17 protein-coding genes are annotated in these 18,504 nt (G+C 67.3%); 3 read left to right on the forward strand and 14 right to left on the reverse strand.

Annotated features, from left to right (window positions below):
• Positions 1-121: 121 nt before the first annotated feature.
• From ACZYZ5_RS06955 to ACZYZ5_RS07010, 12 genes are all read right to left on the reverse strand, one after another.
• The gene (locus ACZYZ5_RS06955) at positions 122-1,720 is read right to left on the reverse strand and encodes an AMP-binding protein (protein ID WP_463900362.1); all 1,599 of its coding nucleotides are present in this window, start codon (positions 1,718-1,720) and stop codon (positions 122-124) included.
• A gap of 319 nt (positions 1,721-2,039) precedes the next feature.
• On the reverse strand, positions 2,040-2,624 hold the full coding sequence (locus ACZYZ5_RS06960) for a flavin reductase family protein (RefSeq protein WP_463900364.1): 585 nt from the start codon (positions 2,622-2,624) through the stop codon (positions 2,040-2,042).
• Positions 2,625-2,727: 103 nt separating this feature from the next.
• The gene (locus ACZYZ5_RS06965) at positions 2,728-3,501 is read right to left on the reverse strand and encodes a 1,6-dihydroxycyclohexa-2,4-diene-1-carboxylate dehydrogenase (RefSeq protein WP_463900367.1); all 774 of its coding nucleotides are present in this window, start codon (positions 3,499-3,501) and stop codon (positions 2,728-2,730) included.
• A gap of 142 nt (positions 3,502-3,643) precedes the next feature.
• Complete coding sequence (locus tag ACZYZ5_RS06970; protein WP_463900369.1) at positions 3,644-5,014, reverse strand: MFS transporter; 1,371 nt, start codon at positions 5,012-5,014, stop codon at positions 3,644-3,646.
• Between the two features lie 169 nt (positions 5,015-5,183).
• Entirely contained in the window at positions 5,184-6,032 is an 849-nt protein-coding gene (catA, locus tag ACZYZ5_RS06975) for a catechol 1,2-dioxygenase (RefSeq protein ID WP_463900371.1), read from the reverse strand.
• Between the two features lie 196 nt (positions 6,033-6,228).
• Positions 6,229-6,507: a muconolactone Delta-isomerase gene (catC, locus tag ACZYZ5_RS06980; RefSeq protein WP_463900373.1), complete on the reverse strand. Its 279-nt coding sequence runs from the start codon at positions 6,505-6,507 to the stop codon at positions 6,229-6,231.
• 50 nt (positions 6,508-6,557) lie between these two features.
• Positions 6,558-7,664 (reverse strand): mandelate racemase/muconate lactonizing enzyme family protein, encoded by a 1,107-nt coding sequence (locus tag ACZYZ5_RS06985; RefSeq protein WP_463900376.1) that lies wholly within the window; start codon positions 7,662-7,664, stop codon positions 6,558-6,560.
• Positions 7,654-8,637, reverse strand: coding sequence for a LysR substrate-binding domain-containing protein (locus ACZYZ5_RS06990; RefSeq protein WP_463900378.1), 984 nt, complete (start codon positions 8,635-8,637; stop codon positions 7,654-7,656). The genes ACZYZ5_RS06985 and ACZYZ5_RS06990 overlap by 11 nt, the downstream gene beginning before the upstream one ends.
• Positions 8,638-8,770: 133 nt before the next feature.
• Entirely contained in the window at positions 8,771-10,300 is a 1,530-nt protein-coding gene (locus tag ACZYZ5_RS06995; RefSeq protein WP_463900380.1) for a dihydrolipoamide acetyltransferase family protein, read from the reverse strand.
• A 39-nt stretch (positions 10,301-10,339) separates the two neighbouring features.
• Positions 10,340-11,320, reverse strand: coding sequence for an alpha-ketoacid dehydrogenase subunit beta (locus tag ACZYZ5_RS07000; RefSeq protein WP_463900382.1), 981 nt, complete (start codon positions 11,318-11,320; stop codon positions 10,340-10,342).
• Positions 11,320-12,576, reverse strand: coding sequence for a pyruvate dehydrogenase (acetyl-transferring) E1 component subunit alpha (gene pdhA, locus ACZYZ5_RS07005; RefSeq protein WP_463900384.1), 1,257 nt, complete (start codon positions 12,574-12,576; stop codon positions 11,320-11,322). The genes ACZYZ5_RS07000 and pdhA overlap by 1 nt, the downstream gene beginning before the upstream one ends.
• A 147-nt stretch (positions 12,577-12,723) precedes the next feature.
• On the reverse strand, positions 12,724-13,842 hold the full coding sequence (locus ACZYZ5_RS07010; protein ID WP_463900387.1) for a histidinol-phosphate transaminase: 1,119 nt from the start codon (positions 13,840-13,842) through the stop codon (positions 12,724-12,726).
• 93 nt (positions 13,843-13,935) lie between these two features.
• On the opposite strand from ACZYZ5_RS07010, the gene ACZYZ5_RS07015 reads away from it, so the two are divergent.
• Positions 13,936-14,322, forward strand: coding sequence for a phage holin family protein (locus tag ACZYZ5_RS07015; RefSeq protein ID WP_463900388.1), 387 nt, complete (start codon positions 13,936-13,938; stop codon positions 14,320-14,322).
• A 54-nt stretch (positions 14,323-14,376) separates the two neighbouring features.
• Here ACZYZ5_RS07015 and ACZYZ5_RS07020 read toward each other — a convergent pair whose 3' ends face one another.
• Both ACZYZ5_RS07020 and ACZYZ5_RS07025 read right to left on the reverse strand, forming a co-directional pair.
• Positions 14,377-15,774: a hypothetical protein gene (locus ACZYZ5_RS07020; protein WP_463900389.1), complete on the reverse strand. Its 1,398-nt coding sequence runs from the start codon at positions 15,772-15,774 to the stop codon at positions 14,377-14,379.
• Between the two features lie 32 nt (positions 15,775-15,806).
• Positions 15,807-16,178, reverse strand: coding sequence for a hypothetical protein (locus ACZYZ5_RS07025; protein WP_463900391.1), 372 nt, complete (start codon positions 16,176-16,178; stop codon positions 15,807-15,809).
• A 159-nt stretch (positions 16,179-16,337) separates the two neighbouring features.
• Here ACZYZ5_RS07025 and purB point away from each other — a divergent pair, with 159 nt between their 5' ends.
• Together purB and ACZYZ5_RS07035 are read left to right on the forward strand one after the other, a co-directional pair.
• Complete coding sequence (purB, locus tag ACZYZ5_RS07030; protein ID WP_463900393.1) at positions 16,338-17,780, forward strand: adenylosuccinate lyase; 1,443 nt, start codon at positions 16,338-16,340, stop codon at positions 17,778-17,780.
• Positions 17,777-18,448 (forward strand): histidine phosphatase family protein, encoded by a 672-nt coding sequence (locus ACZYZ5_RS07035; RefSeq protein ID WP_463900395.1) that lies wholly within the window; start codon positions 17,777-17,779, stop codon positions 18,446-18,448. The genes purB and ACZYZ5_RS07035 overlap by 4 nt, the downstream gene beginning before the upstream one ends.
• Positions 18,449-18,504: the final 56 nt, after the last annotated feature.

Raw genomic sequence — 18,504 nt, forward strand, 5'->3', positions numbered from 1 at the left:
GGGTTCCAATGGCCGCGTCCTGACCACTCCCAACTATACGCGGTAGGGGAAGGTGCCCCGGATTAGCTGCGTCACATTCGTTGGCCGGCGGATCGATTTGGCGTCAGCCGGGCGACGGGGCTTATCCGGTAGCTGCGCCCGCCGTCTTGAGCATCCGGCGCAGGATCTTGCCGGAGGATGACTTTGGCACCGCGTCAATGAACTCGACCCGGCGGATCTTCTTGAAGGGCGCCACCCTGGTCGCCACATAGTCCATCACCGCAGCCTCGTCGAGGCCTTCAGCGTCGTTCCCGGGCAGGCGCACAACAAACGCCATCGGCACCTCCTGGCCGTCTGCGTCGGGCGTTCCGATCACCGCGGCGTCGGCGATGCCGGGGTGGGTGAGGAGCAGCGCCTCAAGCTCCGCCGGGGCGATCTGGTAGCCCTTGTACTTGATCAGTTCCTTGAGCCGGTCCACGATCGTGACCACACCGTCGGCGCGGACGGTGGCGATGTCCCCCGTGTGCAGGAAGCCGTCGGCGTCGAGGGTGTCGGCCGTTTCCTCGGACCGGTTGAGGTAGCCGAGCATCACGTTCGGTCCGCGGCACAGCAGGTGTCCGGGCGCGCTGGAGCCCTCGGCCGGAATCTCGAGTTCTTCCCCGGTGGCAGGATCCAGCAGCCTGCAGTCCATATTGGGGACGGTGTAGCCGACCGAACTGACGGGCAGCTCCGTGGCGTCCACCGGGATCAGGTGGGACACGGGGCTCATCTCGGTCATGCCGTAGCCCTGCAGCACGCGGCAACCAAGGCGCACCGCCAGCCTGCCGCCCAGTTCGCCGTCGAGCGGTGCCGCGCCGGACAGGGTGGTGTGCACGGAGCTAAGGTCATAGTCGGCAACCATCGGGTGCTTGGACAGGGCCACGGCCACGGGCGGTGCGATGAACAGGTAGCTGCACTTCTGGTCCTGGATGATCCGCAGGAACTCGGCCAGCTCAAATTTCGGCATCGTGACCAGGCAGGCACGCTGGCGCAGGGCCAGGTTCAGCAGCACGGTCAGCCCGTAGATGTGGAAGAACGGGAGCAGGGCCAGCAGGCGGTCCTCCGGAGTGACCTTGAGCAGCCCGCGGGACTGCTCCGCGTTCGCCACGAGGTTGCGATGGCTGAGCATAACCCCCTTGGGCCGGCCGGTGGTCCCGGAGGAATAGGGCAGCACGGCCACGTGGGTGGCCGGATCGAAGCTGACGTCCGGCGCCGGGGCGCCCGCCGTCAGCAGGTCGCGCAGCGAGGGATGCCCGGCGGCGCCGTCGAGAACGACGAGCCGGTCGGCCGGGATCCCGGCCCGGCTGGCGGCCTCCCGGGCCGCGGGGAGCAGGGCGGAGACGGTAAACAGCCACTGAGCGCCGGCGTCGGCGAGCTGGAGGGCGATCTCGTCCGCCGTGTACAGGGAGTTGACGGTCGTGACAGTCGCGCCGGCCCGCAGCAGTCCGTGGAAGACGACGGCGAACGCCGGGACGTTGGGACACAGGATCGCCGCGACGCCGTGGACGCCCAGGCCCTGGGCCGCGACGGCTCCGGCCACGGCATCGATCTGCCCCACGAGGGCCCGGTAGCTGGTCTCAGCGCCGCTCGTACCGTCGACGACGGCGATCCGGTCCAGGTCCGCGTCCTCCAGACCGCCAAAAAGGTAGTCGTATAGGCTAACGTCGGGAATTTCCACATCGGGGAACGGGCTCGAAAACACGCAACATCTCCTTTGATCCGCGTCCGCCCCGCTGGCGGCGGCTGGTGCCACTCTAGTGCCGTCAGGCCCGCCTGGACAGAACCGCGGCAACGCCCGTCACAAGGCCCAGGGGGCAGGCTCACCCGGATTCCGGCCCGCCGCAGCCCGGTACCGGCGGTAAAATTGGAAGTTCCCCATCTCCCCCGGCCTGCGTATGCCCGAGACGACGCGGAGCGTCGTCGGCGAGGACTGGAAGCTATTTGCCGTGGTGACCGCGTGCACCACCGGCTGTGGGCCCGGAAAACAGCCGGATTCCGCGGGTGCGAGGCAGTGCGGGCTGCTACATCGGCTTCGGGACGTGCAGCGGCCTGAAGGAGCTGGAACCGGCGAACGAACCCCGTTCCGGGGCATCCCCGGAAACATTCCACCGGGCTCCCCCGACACAGCGTCCTGTCTGGTGGATCTCACCGCCGAAGAACAGGAGCGGCTCGCGCCCGGTGTTTTCCATGCCGATGACTTCGCCGACGACGATGATGTGGTCGCCGCCATCGTAGATGTTCCACGGCCGGCATTCGAGAGTGGCCGCGTTCTTCGCGAGCACCGGGGCGTTGCCGTCCAGGGTCCACGCCGGTTCCTCGTCGAGGACTTCGCCGTCGAAGTGCCGGGCCACGTCCATCTGTTCGATCGACAGGATGTTGATAGTGAACGGGGCAATTTCCAGATACCGGGCGGCCCGCGAGGTGCGGGGCAGGGTGACCTGGGCGAGCGGCGGATCGAGGGAAACGGCGGTGAAGGCGCTGGCGGTGGCGCCGTGCGGGACGCCGTCCTCGGTCAGGGTGGTAACCACGGCGACTCCGGCGGCGAACGCGCCGAAGACATGCCGCAACTCTCGGGTGCGAGCGGCCCCTACGATGTCCTGGGTCATCTGAGTCTCCTTTCGGGAGCGGTCCGCTCTCGGGGAGCGCTCGATTTTGGCCGAGTAGCTTCCCGGCGGGTGGCGGATGATGCTTGGGCCGGGCCGGGCTGAGCTACCCCAGGTCCCCGCCGCCCACGGGCAGCACCACGCCAGTGATGTAGCCGGCGTCGTCAGAGGCCATGAACAAAATCGGAGCGGCCTGCTCTTCCAATGTGCCGTAGCGCTTGAACAGGGTGCTTTCGGTGGTCTGGTCTACGATCTGCTGGTACCAGATCTCTTCCTGGGCGGACTGCGCGTTGGAGTTGCGCGGCACCTTCCTCGGCGGGGCCTCTGTGCCGCCGGGGGCGGTGGCCACGACGCGGATGCCCATTGGAGCGGCCTCGAATGCCAGCGACGCGGTCAGGGCGTTGACCCCACCCTTGGACGCCGCGTACGGCACGCGGTTGATGCTGCGCGTGGCTATCGAGGAGACGTTTACGATCACCCCTGCTGTCCGCTCGATCATGTGCGGCAGGACGGCGTGGCAACACCACAGGGTGGGGAAGAGTGAGCGCCGCACTTCAGCCTCGATCTCCTCCTCTTGGTAGTTCTCATAGGGCTTGGTCCAGATGGTGCCGCCAACATTGTTGATCAGGATGTCGATGCGTCCGAACTCCGCCACGGCGTAGGCCATCAGGTTCGCGGCGCCCGCATAGGTTTCCAGGTCGCAGAGATAATACCGGGCAGGCAGATTGCTGGCCGTGAGCTCCGCGCACACTTCACTGACCAGCTCGGACCGGTCCGCCAACACCACGGTGCCGCCCTCGGCGGCGATCTTTCGGGCGACGACGGCGCCAATCCCCTGGGCGGCGCCCGTCACCACTACAACCTTGTCATTAAAACGCATTGCTGTGCGTCCCTTCTTCCTGGGATCTTTCGGCCGGTTGCGGCCAATTTGTACACGGCAGGTGCCCGCGGCATCGGAGTGGGTCCCGGGGTTTACCCGTCCGTACCGCTGCCGCGGGCCCGGCCCGTCGTCTGTTGCCCTGTTAGCTGACGGTTTCGCGTTCCAATGGCGCCAAGGCCGTCGGGGCAGTCTCGTCTTGGGTTGCCGAGTTTCGCACCATCAGGGTGGCCAGGCCGGCCAGAACCAGCGGCACGGCGAGCGCCATGAAGTAGCCGGAGACGCCCAGCCCCATGAGGATGACCCCACCGAGGGCAGAGCCCACGATGGAACCGAGGCGGCCTATTCCGATGCCCCAGCCGGTAGCAGTGGCACGAAGTTGAGTGGGATAGGCGTTGGCGATCAGGTAATTCAGTGCCAACTGCTGGCCGCCAATGCCGAAGCCGGCCAGGCCGATCAGCACGAAGACCAGCGCGAAGTTGGAGCCGGCCAGCCCCAGACCCAGCGCGATGACGATCCCTGCGGCGAACATGACCAGCAGCAGTTTCCTGGGGTTAACCTTGGGCAGGATGATGGAGAGCGGGATGGCAAAGAGGATGAACGCGCCGTTGACGGTCACAGTTCCCATCGCGGCCTGGGAGCCGGCCAGCCCCAACATCTTGAGCGCGGTTGGCATCCACAGCAGCAGGAGGAACCAGGCGATCCAGTTGAGCAGGTAGGTGGCGAAGACCGCGATGGTGACCATCCGGTACCTGGCAGAGAAGAGCGCGGCGATGGAGCTGCGGCGGGCCTCGATTTTGTCATTTGTCACCAGTACGGCGTCCGGGCTGATCGGGCTGCCGGAGACGGCCGCCATGATCTGCCGCGCCTGTGTATCCGCCGCGGTGGTGCCCTTAGCCGCCAGGAAAATCGGTGATTCGGAGAGCATTCTGGCGCAGACCAACACCATGGCCAGCGGAAGCACGCCGCCGATCAGGAAAATGCCGCGCCAGCCCATTACGGGCAGCCATGCCGCGGCCACAAGCCCACCGATAAGCGCTCCGCCGGGCAGGCCCAGCAGCACCAATGTCATGAACGTGCCACGGCGGGATTTGGGGCTGAACTCCGCCGTCAGGGCGAGCAGCGCGGGGGTGGCCCCGCCCATTCCGAGGCCAATAAGGAAGCGCAAGACGACAATCTGCTCAAGCGATTGAGCGAAAGCACCGGCAAGGGAGAAGACGCCGAACAGGGTCAGGGCCAGCAGGATGGTCTTCTTGCGGCCAATCCGGTCCCCAAAGGTGCCAAGGGACATCGCACCCACGCACATGCCGACGGTGCTGGCGGTGATCACCCATGTCATGTCAGTGGCCTGTAAGCCAAAGTCCTCGGCGATCGCCGGTCCGATGAATGCAATGGACTGGGTGTCGAATCCGTCCAGCAGTGCGATCACGAAGCAGAGGACGATGATGGACCATCGTTTGACTCCCATGGGCGTGTTGTCGATAACGTCCTGGACGTTGTAGGTGGGTTTAGTCACCGGTAACTCACTTTCGTCTGAAGTTCTGACCCGATTGATCCGGGATCCTCGCTGGTGCGGCTTGCTTGGCTTCCTTTTGGGCAAGCGGCAGCACGGCGGGTGGTGGGGAAGATGTTTGGGCCTGGCCCGGGGCGGGCTGGGTGCCAGCCCCGGGCCCTGGATTGGAGGCTTAGTTCCGGGGGTCGAGAACGAAGTCGTAGGTAACTTCGCGGCCCTTGCCGTCGGCGCGCTCGGTGGGCGCGAGAATGAGTTCCGGCTTCACGGCCGAGGCGATGTCGTCGGCAACGTGCTCGTCACCCTGGAAATACAGCTGGGTGGTGATGAGCTGGTGCTCCGGGGCCGAGACCTTCAGGTGCAGGTGGGCCGGCCGCCAGGCGTGCCAGCCGGCCGCGGCGATGAGGGCACCGCAGGCGCCGTCGGTGGGGATCTGGTACGGCGCAGGCTGCATGGTGTTGATCTGGAAGTTGCCCTGGGCGTCGGCGATGATAGAGCCGCGGAGGTTCCATTCAGGCAGCCCGGGAGCGAACTGGGAATAGAAGCCGAGGTCGTCGGCGTGCCACAGTTCGATCAGGGCCCCGGCGAGCGGCTCGCCGCCAACGTTCGTGACCTGGCCCTGGAACAGCAGCGGGGTGCCGGGTTCGTCGTCGCGCATTGGCAGGGTGGCCGGGGTGTTCTGCGAGGGAGCGTCCGGGATGTAATACGGTCCTTCGATGCTTCCCTTGGAGCCGTGGCGGCTGGAGTTGGCGACCTCCTCGACGGAATGCTCCACCCAGACGTCCAGGAACAGCGGCCATTCGCCGTCTTCGCCGACCTGGATGAGCCAGGCCTTGAAGGCGTTGTATTCGTCGTAGGTGACCTTCTCGTCCAGGACGGTGTCGTTGATCGCCTTGATGACCCGGCCAGCGAGGATGCTGACGCGCTCCTGGCCCGTGTCGGCAGCGAATTGCTTGTTCGCCCGGAAGCGGGCGGTTGCCCCAGCGCCTGAGGAGGCTGCGGTGGCGTCGGTTTCCGTGGACATGGTGACTCCCTTGTCAAAAGAACGATCGTAAGAAACGGTTCTCGGTGGTTTCCGGACTGGCATTCTGCGCTGTGCGTCGTGCCGCGCATCACATCCGGTGTTGTTTCAACGGTAGGCCTGGAATTGATCGAGGGGAAATACCTATTTCCGGCTCATTGAAAGCTTTTGCATATGAATGCTCGAAGGTGCGGCCGGGCTATTCGACGGCGGAAGGGTGCTTGGCCAGCGGCGTCACCTTGATGTCCATGTACGGGAAGAGCGGCAGCCCGGAGAGCAGCGTGTGCAGCTCGTCGTTGTCCGCGACGTCGAACACCGAGTAGTTGGAGTACTCGCCGACGACCCGCCACAGATGGGCCCAGCGTCCGTCGCGCTGGAGCTGCTGGGAATACTCCCGCTCCTCCGCCTTGATGGCGTCGGCGCGCTCTTTGGGCATGTCCAGCGGAATATTGACGTCCATGCGGACCAGATACAACATGTGATTCTCCTTGTGGTGTGGGGTCTCGCTGAAGGCAGGATGCGGCCGGGTCAGGCCCGGTCCTGCCGGTATTTTTGCAGTTTGTCGGCGTCGATAGCCGCGCCGACGCCGGGGACCGCTCGGACCCGGATGGCGCCGTCGTGGATTTCGAGCGGCTCGGCGAGCAGGTCGTCCGTCATGTCCAGATAGTTGGAGAGCTCCCCGGCCCGGCGGGAGCTGGCCTCGAAGGCCGCGCCAAAGGTGACCGTCGCGAGGCTGCCGATCTGGGTGTCGATCTGGTTGCCCATCGTGACGTCCACGCCCAGGCCCTCGCAGAGGCCGAGGATCTGCTGGGCTTCGGTGAATCCGCTGCGCGCAGTCTTGATGCAGATCGCGTTGCTGCCGCCGGAGAGCAGTTCCCGGGAGACATCACCGAGGGTAGGGACGCTTTCGTCGCCCACGATCGGGATGCTGGAGCTCTGCACCAGCCGACGGCGGCCCAGGGCTTCTCCGGCGTCGCACGGCTCCTCCAGCATGGACAGGCCAAGGCCTTCGGTCCGGCGGAGGACCTCCATGGCCTCGTTGGCGGTCCAGCCGCGGTTGGCGTCGAGGTAGATCTCGGTGTCCGCACCGAGGCCTTCCCGCAGCACGTGGCATGCCTCGACGTCGAGGGAGAGCGGCCGCCGACCGGTCTTGAGCTTGAAGGTGTTGATGCCGAACGTTTCGCGGAAACGCAGCGCTTCGTCCAGTAGTTCGGCGGCAGGTTTGAACCCCAGCATGTGTGAGACCCGCATGCTGTCGGTGAAACCGCCCAGGAGTTTGTGCACCGGGGTGCCCAGGGAGATTCCGATGACGTCCCAGAGCGCAATGTCCAGGGCCCCCTTGGCCGTGGGGTTGTTGACCGTGCGGCGGAGCAGCTGCTGGACCTTGGCGCGGTCCAGTGGGTCCAGCCCGATGAGCTGCGGGGCAAAGACTTTGGTCACCACCGAGATAATCGAATCCTGGGTTTCGCCGTAGGTGTAGGGCCGCGGCGGGGTGTCAGCGACACCGCAGATGCCGGTGTCCGTGTAGATCCGGACCAGCACATGTTCAGCGGAGGTCACCTCGCCGCTGGCGAACTTCAGCGGCCGCGCGTACGGGATCGAATAGGGGATGGCCTCAATGCGTTCAATTTTCACGGCGGGATTCCTTTGTGGCGGCTGTGGGCTGTGACCCTGACGATGACTGTGCTGTTGGCTCCGCTGGTAGGAGCGGGTGTTGTGGCTTGCCGGGGCTCGACGCGGGCAAGGAGTCGAAGAGCCTGAGGAAGCTGCGCAACAGGGGTGTTTCGGCGCCGCGGATCCAGGCGACAGCGAGGTCGACGGGGGGCGGGTTGCGCAGCGGACGGAAGACCACGCCCTGGAAAGAGAACATCCGGGAGGTCATGGGTACCAGCGCGATCCCCATCCCGGCGGCAACGAGGGAGAGCAGGGTGGAGGTTTCCCTCGCTTCCTGGACGAGGTGTGGCTGGAACCCGGCTTTGCGGCAGGCGTCCACCAGGATGCTGCTCACGGCGGAGTAGCTGGGATAGCCGATGAAGTCCTGGCCCGCGAGCTCCGCCAGGTCCAGGGTGCCTTTGTCCGCCAGGGGTGAGTCCGCCGGGAGCGCTGCGACCAGCTGATCCTGTTCGAGCAGTTTGAGGGCCACGGTTCCGGCGCGGACCGGCGGCCGGAGGACGGCGACGTCGAGCCGGCCGTCCTCGAGCGCGGACTCCATCTGTGGCGTCAGCATCTCACCCTGGACGGTGATGCGGAGTCCGGGAAGGGTGCGGCGCGCGGCCTGGACGATGCTGGGCATTAGTCGGTACGTGGCGGTTCCGGTGAAGCCGACGCGGATGACGCCGCTGGCACCGGCGCCGACCTGCTGTACGTCTTCCTCGAGCGCTTCCAGTTCCTGCAGCAGCAGCCGTCCCCGGTCCAGCAGGAGCTGCCCGGCCGGGGTGATCTCCACCTTGCGTGTGGTGCGCAGCAGCAGGGGTGTGCCGAGCTGTTCCTCCAACTGTCGGATCTGCTGGGACAGCGGAGGCTGGGCCATGTGCAGGCGCTGGGCTGCCCGGCCAAAGTGGCGTTCCTCGGCGACGGCGATGAAGTACTTGAGGTGACGCGTCTCCATTGAAGCTCCCGGGCGGCTCGGAGCAGGCGAAATGCCGTGCTCAGTCCAGCTTAGGAGTGTTGATTAGTAAGGGGAAATACCTATTTCGCAGTTATTGGGACGTTCTGCATACCAATGCGCCTCAGGCTTCGGGTCAGTCCAGCAGGAGCGCTGGTTCTTCCAGGATCGACGCGACGTCGGCCATGAACCGTGCCGAGAGGTCGCCGTCCACCACGCGGTGGTCGAAGGAACCGCCGAGGGTGGTGATCCAGCGCGGGATCACCTCGCCGTCAAGGACCCAGGGCTTCTGCTTGATGGTGCCGAAGGCCACGATCGCCACCTCGCCGGGGTTGATGATCGGCGTGCCGGTATCGATCCCGAGGGCGCCGATATTGGTAACCGTCAGGGTGCCGCCCTGCATCTGGGCGGGCTGGGTCTTGCCGGCCCGTGCGGTCGTGGCAAGCTCGTTCAGGGCCAGGGCCAGTTCCTTGAGGGACAGGTCCTGGGCGTTCTTGATGTTCGGGACCATCAGGCCACGGGGCGTGGCGGCGGCGATACCGAGGTTCATAAAGTGCTTGACGTGGATCTCGGCGGAGTCGGTGCCGTCCGGGTTGTCCACCCAGGTCGCGTTAACGCTGGGGTTGCGGGCCGCGGCCCAGATGACCGCCTTGGCCAGGATCAGCAGGGGCGAGACCCTGATGCCCTCGAAGTCGCGGGAGGCCTTGAGCCGCTTGACGAACTCCATGGTCCGGCTCGCGTCGACGTCGACGAAAATGCTGACGTGCGGGGCGGAAAAGGCTGACTCGACCATTGCCTTGGCCGTGGCCTTGCGGACGCCCTTGACCGGGATCCGCTCGACGCGCTGTTCCTGCGGGCGGCCGGACTTGCCCCAGAACGTGTCCGCCTTATCCAGCTCTGCATCGCGCTGGGCCTGGTAGCTCACCAGGTCCTCGCGGGTCACTTCGCCGCGTGCCCCGGTGGGGACGACGTCGGCGAGGTCAATGCCGAGGTCACGCGCGATTTTGCGCACGGGGGGCTTGGCCAGGACCTTACTGACAAGGCCGCTGATGGCGCCGCCGAGCGTGGGGCGCGGGTCGATACCGTCGGCAGGGGCTGCGGGTTCCTCGCGTGAGGCAACTCGTGAGGCAACGTCCGGGCTGCTCCAGATGTCATGGCCCTCCCTGGGCTCGGCGGGGTGGGCCGGACCGGTGGCTGGGCCAGTTGTTCCCGCGCTGGGGCTGGCCGGGACAGCAGGCCGCGCTGCCCGAGCTGTGACGCGGGCGCGCCGCTTGACGGCGTCGGCCTTGGGACCGGAGCCCACCAGGGGACCGCCGGCCGGGCCTCCCGCCGATTCGCCAGAGTCGGAGGTGTCCGCTTCCAGCTTTCCGTACAGCGGAGCATCAGGTGCCGAGGCCGGAGCCGGGGCGGCCGGGCCGGAGGGCGCCGAGTCGCTCACGCTGATGATCGGGGTCCCGACGTCGACTGTCAGGCCCTCGGGGACGAGAAGCTCCGTGACGGTGCCGGCGAACGGCGAGGGCAGCTCGACGAGGGATTTTGCGGTCTCGATTTCGCACAGGACGTCGTTGATGGCCACCGTGTCGCCGGGTTTGACCTTCCAGGCGACGATCTCGGCCTCGGTCAGCCCTTCGCCCACATCGGGGAGGTTGAACTTGTGGAGTGTCATGTTGTCCTTGTTGGGAGAGGGCGCCTCGGCGGGAAGCGGTCAGTAGGAAAGGGCGCGGTCCAGTGCCTCAAGGATGCGGTCGATGTCCGGGAGGTAGTCTTCCTCCACCTTGGCCACCGGGTAGGGCATGTGGAAACCGCCGACGCGGATGACGGGCGCCTCGAGTGAGTGGAAGGCACGCTCGCTGATCCTGGCCGCGATTTCGCCGCCGATTCCGCCAAATGTCGGAGCCTCGTGGGCCACGACCAGCCGGCCCGTCTTCCTGACGGAGTCCGTGACGGTGTCGAAGTCGATCGGCGAGATGGAACGCAGGTCGATCACTTCGACGCTGCGTCCGTCCTCGGCGGCGGCGTTGGCAGCGGCCAGGGCAACCGGGACCAGGGGTCCGTAGACCACGACGGTGGCGTCTGTTCCCTCGCGGAGCACGTGGGCCTTAAACGGGTCCGCGGACGTTCCGGGCGATTCCGTGTCGACCTCTCCCTTGAGCCAGTAGCGTCGCTTCGGTTCGAAGACGATGACGGGGTCCTGGCAGTCGACGGCCTGCTGGATCATCCAGTAGGCGTCGTGCGGGTTGGACGGGGTGATGATGCGCAGGCCGGCCGTGTGGGCGAACAGCGCCTCCGGGGATTCCGAATGGTGCTCGATCGAGCCGATGCCGCCGCCGTAGGGTATCCGGATGACGACCGGCACGGTCAGGTTGCCGTTGCTGCGGGAGTGCATTTTCGCCAGCTGGGTGGTGATCTGGTTGAAGCCCGGGAACACAAAGCCGTCGAACTGGATTTCGCAGACGGGCAGGTATCCGCGCAGGGACAGTCCGATCGCGGTGCCGATGATGCCGGACTCCGCCAGCGGGGTATCCACCACGCGGTCGGCACCGAACTCGGCGATCAGGCCGTCGGTGACGCGGTACACGCCGCCCAGGGGTCCGATGTCCTCGCCCATGAGCAGGGCGCGGGGGTTGTTGTTCAGCGTCGCGCGGAGGCCTTCATTGATGGCTTTGGCAATGGTCATGATGGTCATCAGTTGGCCGCACCTTCTGCCCGGGCTGTCTCCGCGGGTTCTGCCTGGTCGGCGAAGCCCGCGCTGTACTCCTCGAACCAGGCCAGCTCCTCGGCCACCAGCGGGTGGGCCTCCACGTAGGTGTTGGCGAAGGCCGTCCGGATGTCGGGAGTTTCGAGATCGTAGGTGGTCTTGCGGACGTAGGCGGCGAGTTCGTCGCCGTCGGCCCTGACCTGCTCGAAGAAGGCGTCGTCGGCCATTCCCTCGGCGCGGAGGTACTTCTCCAGGCGCTCCAGCGGATCCTTGGCCCGCCACCGGCTTTCCTCGGCGGATTCCCGGTATTTAGTGGGATCGTCTGCGGTGGTGTGCGCACCGACGCGGTAGGTGAACGCCTCGATCAACACCGGGCCCTCGCCCTGGCGGGCACGTTCCAGCGCCCACTCAGTGACGGCATGGACGGCGATCACGTCGTTGCCGTCCACCCGGATGCCCGGGAAGCCGTAGCCCTTGGCCCGGTTGGCGAGCGGGATGCGGGTCTGCACGGAGCTGGGAACGGAGATCGCCCAGTGGTTGTTCTGGCAGAAGAACACCACCGGGGCCTTGTAGGAAGCCGCGAAGACCATGGACTCATGGACGTCGCCTTCGGAGCTGGCGCCGTCGCCGAAGTAGACCATAACGGCAGCCTTGGGCTCCGCGGCCTGGCCAGTTTGGCCCGCGAGTGCCGCCGACGCCGCGAACTTCTGGTCGCGCTGGATCCCCATCGCGTAGCCGACCGCATGCGGGGTCTGCGCCGCGAGGACCAGGGTGTAGAGGTGGAAGTTGGTGTCCTTAGGGTTCCAGCCGCCGTTGGAGACGCCGCGGAACTGGCGCAGCAGCTCGGCCAGGTCCACGTTGCGGGTCAGCGCGACGCCATGTTCGCGGTAGGTGGGAAAAATGTAGTCCTGCGGCTGGCTGGCCCGGCCGGATCCGATCTGGGCGGCCTCCTGACCGGTGAGCGGAACCCAAAGGGCCAGCTGGCCCTGCCGCTGCAGCGCGGTGGCCTCCACGTCGAAGCGGCGGATTTTCGCCATGTCGGCATAGAATCCGCGCAGTTTCCCGGCATCGAGCCGCTCGGCGTAGTCCGAGAACACGGGATCGGAGCCGAGCGTGCCATCGGGAGCGAGGAGCTGCACCATGGGCTCGGCCGGATCGCCCTGGCGGGCTTCGGCCTCCGCCTCGAGACGGTCCTCAATATCGCTTCCATCGAACTCGGTAGAGGGCAGATGTGTGGCGCCCATACCGTCTCCTTGCTTGCCGCATCCGAATGCGACGCAATCGCTGGGATATATGCCGGACCGGTAATACATTCCCGGTCCGGCATATATTTTGGCTTACTCGTCCCTACTGTATCCGCAGCCGGCTGGCGGCGGCCGTCATGTTAAGCGCTAGGAACGCAGCGGGGGTTTTGTATAGATCGCACAGAGTTCCAGGAAGCGGGTGTTGGCCTCGGTCTCGCCGATGCTGACCCGCACGCCCTCGTTGGCGAAGGCGCGTACGGAGAGGGCCCGCTCCCCCGCCAGGGCGGCGAATTCCCCACTGTCCGCACCGAGATTGAGCCAGACGAAGTTGCCCTGGGCCTCAGGCACGAACCAGCCAAGATCCCGCAGGCCGGCAGTGACGCGGTCCCGTTCGTCCACAAGGCTTTGTACCCTTTCTACAACCTCGCCGAAGTGCTCCAGCGAGGTCACCGCCGCGACTTCGGCGATCTGGGACACCGCGAAAGGGGTGGCCGCAACGCGCAGATGCTGCGTGAGGTCCGGTTGGGACACGCTGTAGCCGACCCGCAGCCCGGCCAGGCCATGGGCCTTGGAGAAGGTCCGCAGGACGACGACGTTGGGGTACTTCCGGTACATTTCGATCCCGTCGACGGCCTGCTCGTCGCGGACGAACTCCTGGTAGGCCTCATCGATGACCACGACGATGTCGGAGGGAACCCGTTTGATGAAACGCTCGGTTTCCTCGGTCGTGAGAATGGGTCCGGTGGGGTTGTTGGGCGTGCACAGCAGGATCATCCGGGTGCGCGCCGTTACCGCGGCGGCCATGGCGTCGAGATCGTGTCGGCCCTCGCCGGTCAGCGGGATCCGAACGCTCTCGGCCCCGGCCAGGCCAACGCAGATCGGGTACGCCTCGAAGGAGCGCCAGGCGTAGATGACCTCGTCGGGCTTGCCGTCGTCGTTCTGCCCGGCGAAGGTGGCCAGCAGCTGGTTCAGCGCGCCGAGGCTTCCGGCGCCGGTGACGATGTCCTCGGCGGGAACCGCCAGAAACTGGGAGAGCGCGCCGCGCAGCTTGCTGCTCAGCGGATCCGGGTAGCGGTTGAAGTCGGTCTGCGCCGCGATGGCCTGCTGCACTGCAGGGATCGGGGGAAGCGGGTTTTCGTTGGAGGAAAGCTTGTAGCTCACCAGCCCCTCGACGGGGACCGGCGGTTTGCCGGCCGCGTAGCGGGGAAGGAGGTCTACCACCGGACGGGGCCTGATGCCCCCGGCCGTGTTCTCTGATGAAGTCATGCCATCTAGCCTACTTCGGGCTGCCATAGGAGCTGCCACAAGAGGGGGACATGGTCCCTGCCGCTGCCGCCGGGCCTGTGACAGCATGGGCCCATGCGCCCCTTCATCGTACGAGTCATCGTCAACGGGCTGGCCCTGGCCATCGCGTGTTGGATCCTCACCGGCCTGGATATCTCCACTTCGGGCAACGGCACCGTCAGCACCATCCTGGGCTACCTGTTCATCGGCTTGATTTTCGGCCTCGTCAACGCCTTCGTCAAGCCGATCGTCAGCCTCCTGTCGCTGCCGATCACCATCCTCACCCTGGGACTTTTCACGGTTGTCATCAACGCGGGGATGCTATACCTGACGTCCTGGGTCAGCAGCTACACCACCGTGCACTTCACCCTTGACTCCTTTTTCTGGACGGCGGTGTTCGCCGCCCTCATTATCAGTGCGGTGTCACTCGTGGCGAGCTTTCTCCCCGCGCTCGACCGCTAGGGGACGCCGCCCGGAAACCCGGCGGGATCTGCCAGGACAGGGGGCGGGTGCTCGCTAGGCTGCGGGCTGCCGGGCGGAGTCCGGGGAACTTCCTCCCGGGCTGCGACGGGGCCCCGGGGCGACGGGCGCTCCCCGCTGGGACGGCATGGCTTCGCGCCGGAGCGAGAAGCGGGTCACCACGGCGGTTCCGCCCGTGCCGACCACGGCCGCGAGCGCGGCGGTCGAAGCCTGGAGTGATGGATCCCGGCTGGCAGCCACGTCCCGGGCGCCGTCGGCATAGCGGCCCAAGGCGTGGCCTGGCCCGATCCCCGGCTCCAGCCATTCGTGTCCGGGGATCGGAGTGGCCACAGTGACGGTCACCCGGTCCAACAGGTCCGGGTTGGGCGTCCCGTCCGCCCCCGGCACCCAGTCCTGCTCGTGCTCCAGGTGCAGGCTGCTGGTGCCTGGCCCGGGCTCGATCCCGCCCACCGGGGAACCTGCCGTGAGCACGAACTTCAGCTCGTAGTCGGCCAAAAATGCCTTGTCCCGGCCGAGGTTCATGGCGTGGATACCGCCCTGGCTGTAGCCGACGGCGGCCACCTGGTCGCCCGCCTCGGCGCCGGCCTCCGCCAGGGCCTGACGGATGGCCGCGGCGGTTTCGGCCGAGTCGTAGCCGAGGCCCTCCGCGATACCGGCGGCGTCGAAGGGGTTGGTGCCCTGCGGCAGCCCGTCCAGCTGCGTTCCGGGGATGATCACCGCCCAGGCGCGGGTGCCGGACTCCCCCAGCCGGAGGATCTCGATCTCGCCGCTGTTCCGGCCGACGTCCCCGGCCCGCAGCAGCATCCCGGCCGGTGAGACATCGGCCTCCTCCGTCCGGGTCTCCCGGCCCGCGATCCGGACGGGCCGGGGCCGCAGGAAGTCCAGACCCGGCGCGTCCGTCAATCCGCGGATCGCGGCCCGGACACCGCCCGCCGGTCCCCCTGCCGCTCCGGCGCCGGCCGGCAGGCCCAGCAGCAGCGCCAGCCTTCCGGGCGCCAGCGAGAACTCGTCCTCCACCGTGTCGCGGACGGTCAGCGGCGGCAGGCCAGCCAGACCCCACAGCGGCCCGTATCCGGGACCGGTCCGGCCGATCCGCAGGAGCAGGGTGTTCCTGGCTTCGGCGGACTCGTACTCCCGGTGGCTCGCCCGGACCTCACCGCAGAGACGCTCCAGCTCCGTCCGGACGCGGCCGAGGGCCCGGGCTACCTCCCCGACGGCGGTAATCGCAGCGTTGCCGGAGGAGTACGAGTCGGACTGGTAGGGGAACAGGGCGCGGCGCACCCGTTCTGCCTCCACCTCCGCCTCCGCCAGTTCCCGGACGAGCCCGTCCAGGACCGAGGCTCCTGCCAGCAGCTCCTCGAACGAGAAACTAAGGCCGCCCACTCCGCCCCGGATCCGCAGCATCCCATCCACCGGGGCGGCGGGGACGGGCACTGCCCCGGAGCCAGCTGGCGAAACCTCCGCCATCAGGGCCCCGGCCACCCCGGGGACAGTGCCACGTTCCGGGCGTGCCGGAGTACCGCGGCAGCGGCCTCCTGCAGGGCTGCCCGGCTGCGGCGCAGGGACGCGGCCTGCAGGGACACCGCCGTCCGGTAGGCCCGGCCCGCCGGTGATTGCCAGCTCTGCAGTTCCACACTGACCAGGCCAGCCAGCACGGCGTCGGTGTGGTCGGCGCAGGCGGCCACCCGGGCAGCAAGCTGCTGGACCTCGTGGCTGCGCGAGGCGCAGGCCGCGGCATCAGAGGCCAGGACACCGTCCGCGGACGCCCCGCCGCCCACGGGGTCGTTGCCGGCGCTGATGCTGGTGTGGGCGCCGGGGAGTGCGCTGATGCTCGTCATAACACCGACGTTAGAGGCTACGGCGCGCGGGCTGAAGCTCCCCGCCCGGCCATGTGGACAAGTGCCGGTGGCACTGCAGGGAGCCCCGGGAAACCCGGCGGAAAGTCACACGGATCAGCGCGCTTAAGGCCCGGCGGGACTTCGTGAAAGAATCGGGGCATGCCTGAAACTGCCGCCACAGCCGATACCCGCACGCCGTCCGGACGCCTCGCCCTTGCCGCGTCCTCACAACAGATCGCGCTCGGCCCCCTGGACGGCCGGTACCAGTCCGCCGTCGCGCCGCTGGTCGACTATCTCTCCGAAGCCGCCCTCAACCGCGACCGGGTCGCCGTCGAGGTTGAATGGCTCATCCACCTGACCGGCAACAACGTGCTCCCCGGCGCCGGACCGCTGACCGCCGAGCAGCAGGAGAAGCTGCGCGCCATCGTCACCGAATTCGACGCCGGCTCGGTTGCCGAGCTGGCGGACATCGAAGCGGTCACCGTGCACGACGTCAAGGCCGTGGAGTACTATATCGGCCGCCGCCTGCCCGGGATCGGCATCGATCACCTGACCGCCATGGTGCACTTCGGCTGCACGTCCGAGGACATCAACAACCTCTCCTACGCCCTGGGCATCAAGGGCGCCGTGGAGGATGTCTGGCTACCCGCCGCCCGGAAGCTCGTTGCGCAGATCAGCGCCATGGCCGGGGACAACCGGGCCGTGCCGATGCTCTCTCGCACGCACGGCCAGCCGGCCACCCCCACCACGCTCGGCAAGGAACTGGCCGTCATCGCGCACCGCCTGACCCGCCAGCTGGACCGCATCGCCCGGACCGAATACCTCGGCAAGATCAACGGCGCCACGGGCACGTACGCGGCCCACGTGGCCTCCGTCCCCGGCGCCGACTGGGAGCACGTCGCCCAGGGCTTCGTTGAAGGCCTGGGCCTGAGCTGGAACCCGCTGACCACGCAGATCGAAAGCCACGACTGGCAAGCGGAGCTGTACGCCGACGTCGCACGGTTCAACCGGATCCTGCACAACGTCTGCACGGACATCTGGAGCTACATCTCGATCGGCTACTTCGTGCAGATCCCGGTCGCCGGCGCCACCGGTTCCTCCACCATGCCGCACAAGGTCAACCCGATCCGCTTCGAGAACGCCGAGGCCAACCTGGAGATCTCCTCCGGACTGCTGGATGTCCTGGGCTCCACCCTGGTCACCTCGCGCTGGCAGCGGGACCTCACCGATTCCTCCTCGCAGCGCAACATCGGCGTGGCCTTCGGCCACTCCCTGCTCGCCATCTCCAATGTGGCCAAGGGCCTGGACCGCCTTAAGGTGGCCGAGGACGTGCTGGCTGCGGACCTCGACACCAACTGGGAAGTCCTGGGCGAAGCCATCCAGATGGTCATGCGCGCCGAGGCCATCGCCGGCGTCGAAGGCATGGAAAACCCCTACGAGCGGCTCAAGGACCTGACCCGAGGGCAGCGCGTCGACGCCGCCAGAATGCAGGAATTCGTCCAGAGCCTGGGCCTGTCGGTGGACGCCGAAGCCCGGCTGCTGGCCCTGACCCCCGGGAAGTACACCGGCATCGCGGACAAGCTGGTGGACCACCTCGCATGAGGCTGCTGCTCATCCGCCATGGCCAGACGCCCGGCAACGTCCTGGGCCAGCTGGACACCGCCCACCCGGGCCCCGGGCTGACCGAGCTCGGCGAACGGCAGGCCGCCGCGCTGGCGCGGTCCCTGGCAAATGAGCAGATCGATCTTCTCTTCGCCTCCACACTGATCCGCACCCAGATCACGGCCGCGCCGCTTTCGACCGTCCGCGGTCTGGAGGTCGAGGTGCTGGAGGGTCTGCGGGAGATCGAAGCCGGGTCCCTGGAGAAGCACACCGACAAGGAATCGCACCTGCGCTACCTTGGCACCGTGTTCGGCTGGGCGGCCGGCGAACTGCACCGCAGGATGCCGGCCGGGCCCAGCGGGCACGACTTCTTCGAACGCTACGACGCCTCGATCACCCGGATCGCCGCCGCAGCCGCTGCGGCCGGCGACGCCGGGACGGTGGCCGTGGTCAGCCACGGCGCCGCGATCCGCGTCTGGGCTGGCCTTCGGGCCAGCAATGTGGAGGCGGGCTTCGCCGCCCGCCACGTCCTCGCGAACACGGGGATTGTGGCTTTGGAGGGGGATCCCGACGCCGGCTGGCGGCTGATCCACTGGGACGACAGTCCGGTCGGCGGCCTGGCACTGTTGGACCCGACTGCGGAGGACCCGACCGGCGGCACGCTGTAGCGGATTTCTCCGAACCCTAACGCGCAGGAAACACGGCCGAAACCGGCGGCGCCTAG

This window comes from Pseudarthrobacter ribosi (assembly GCF_055412865.1).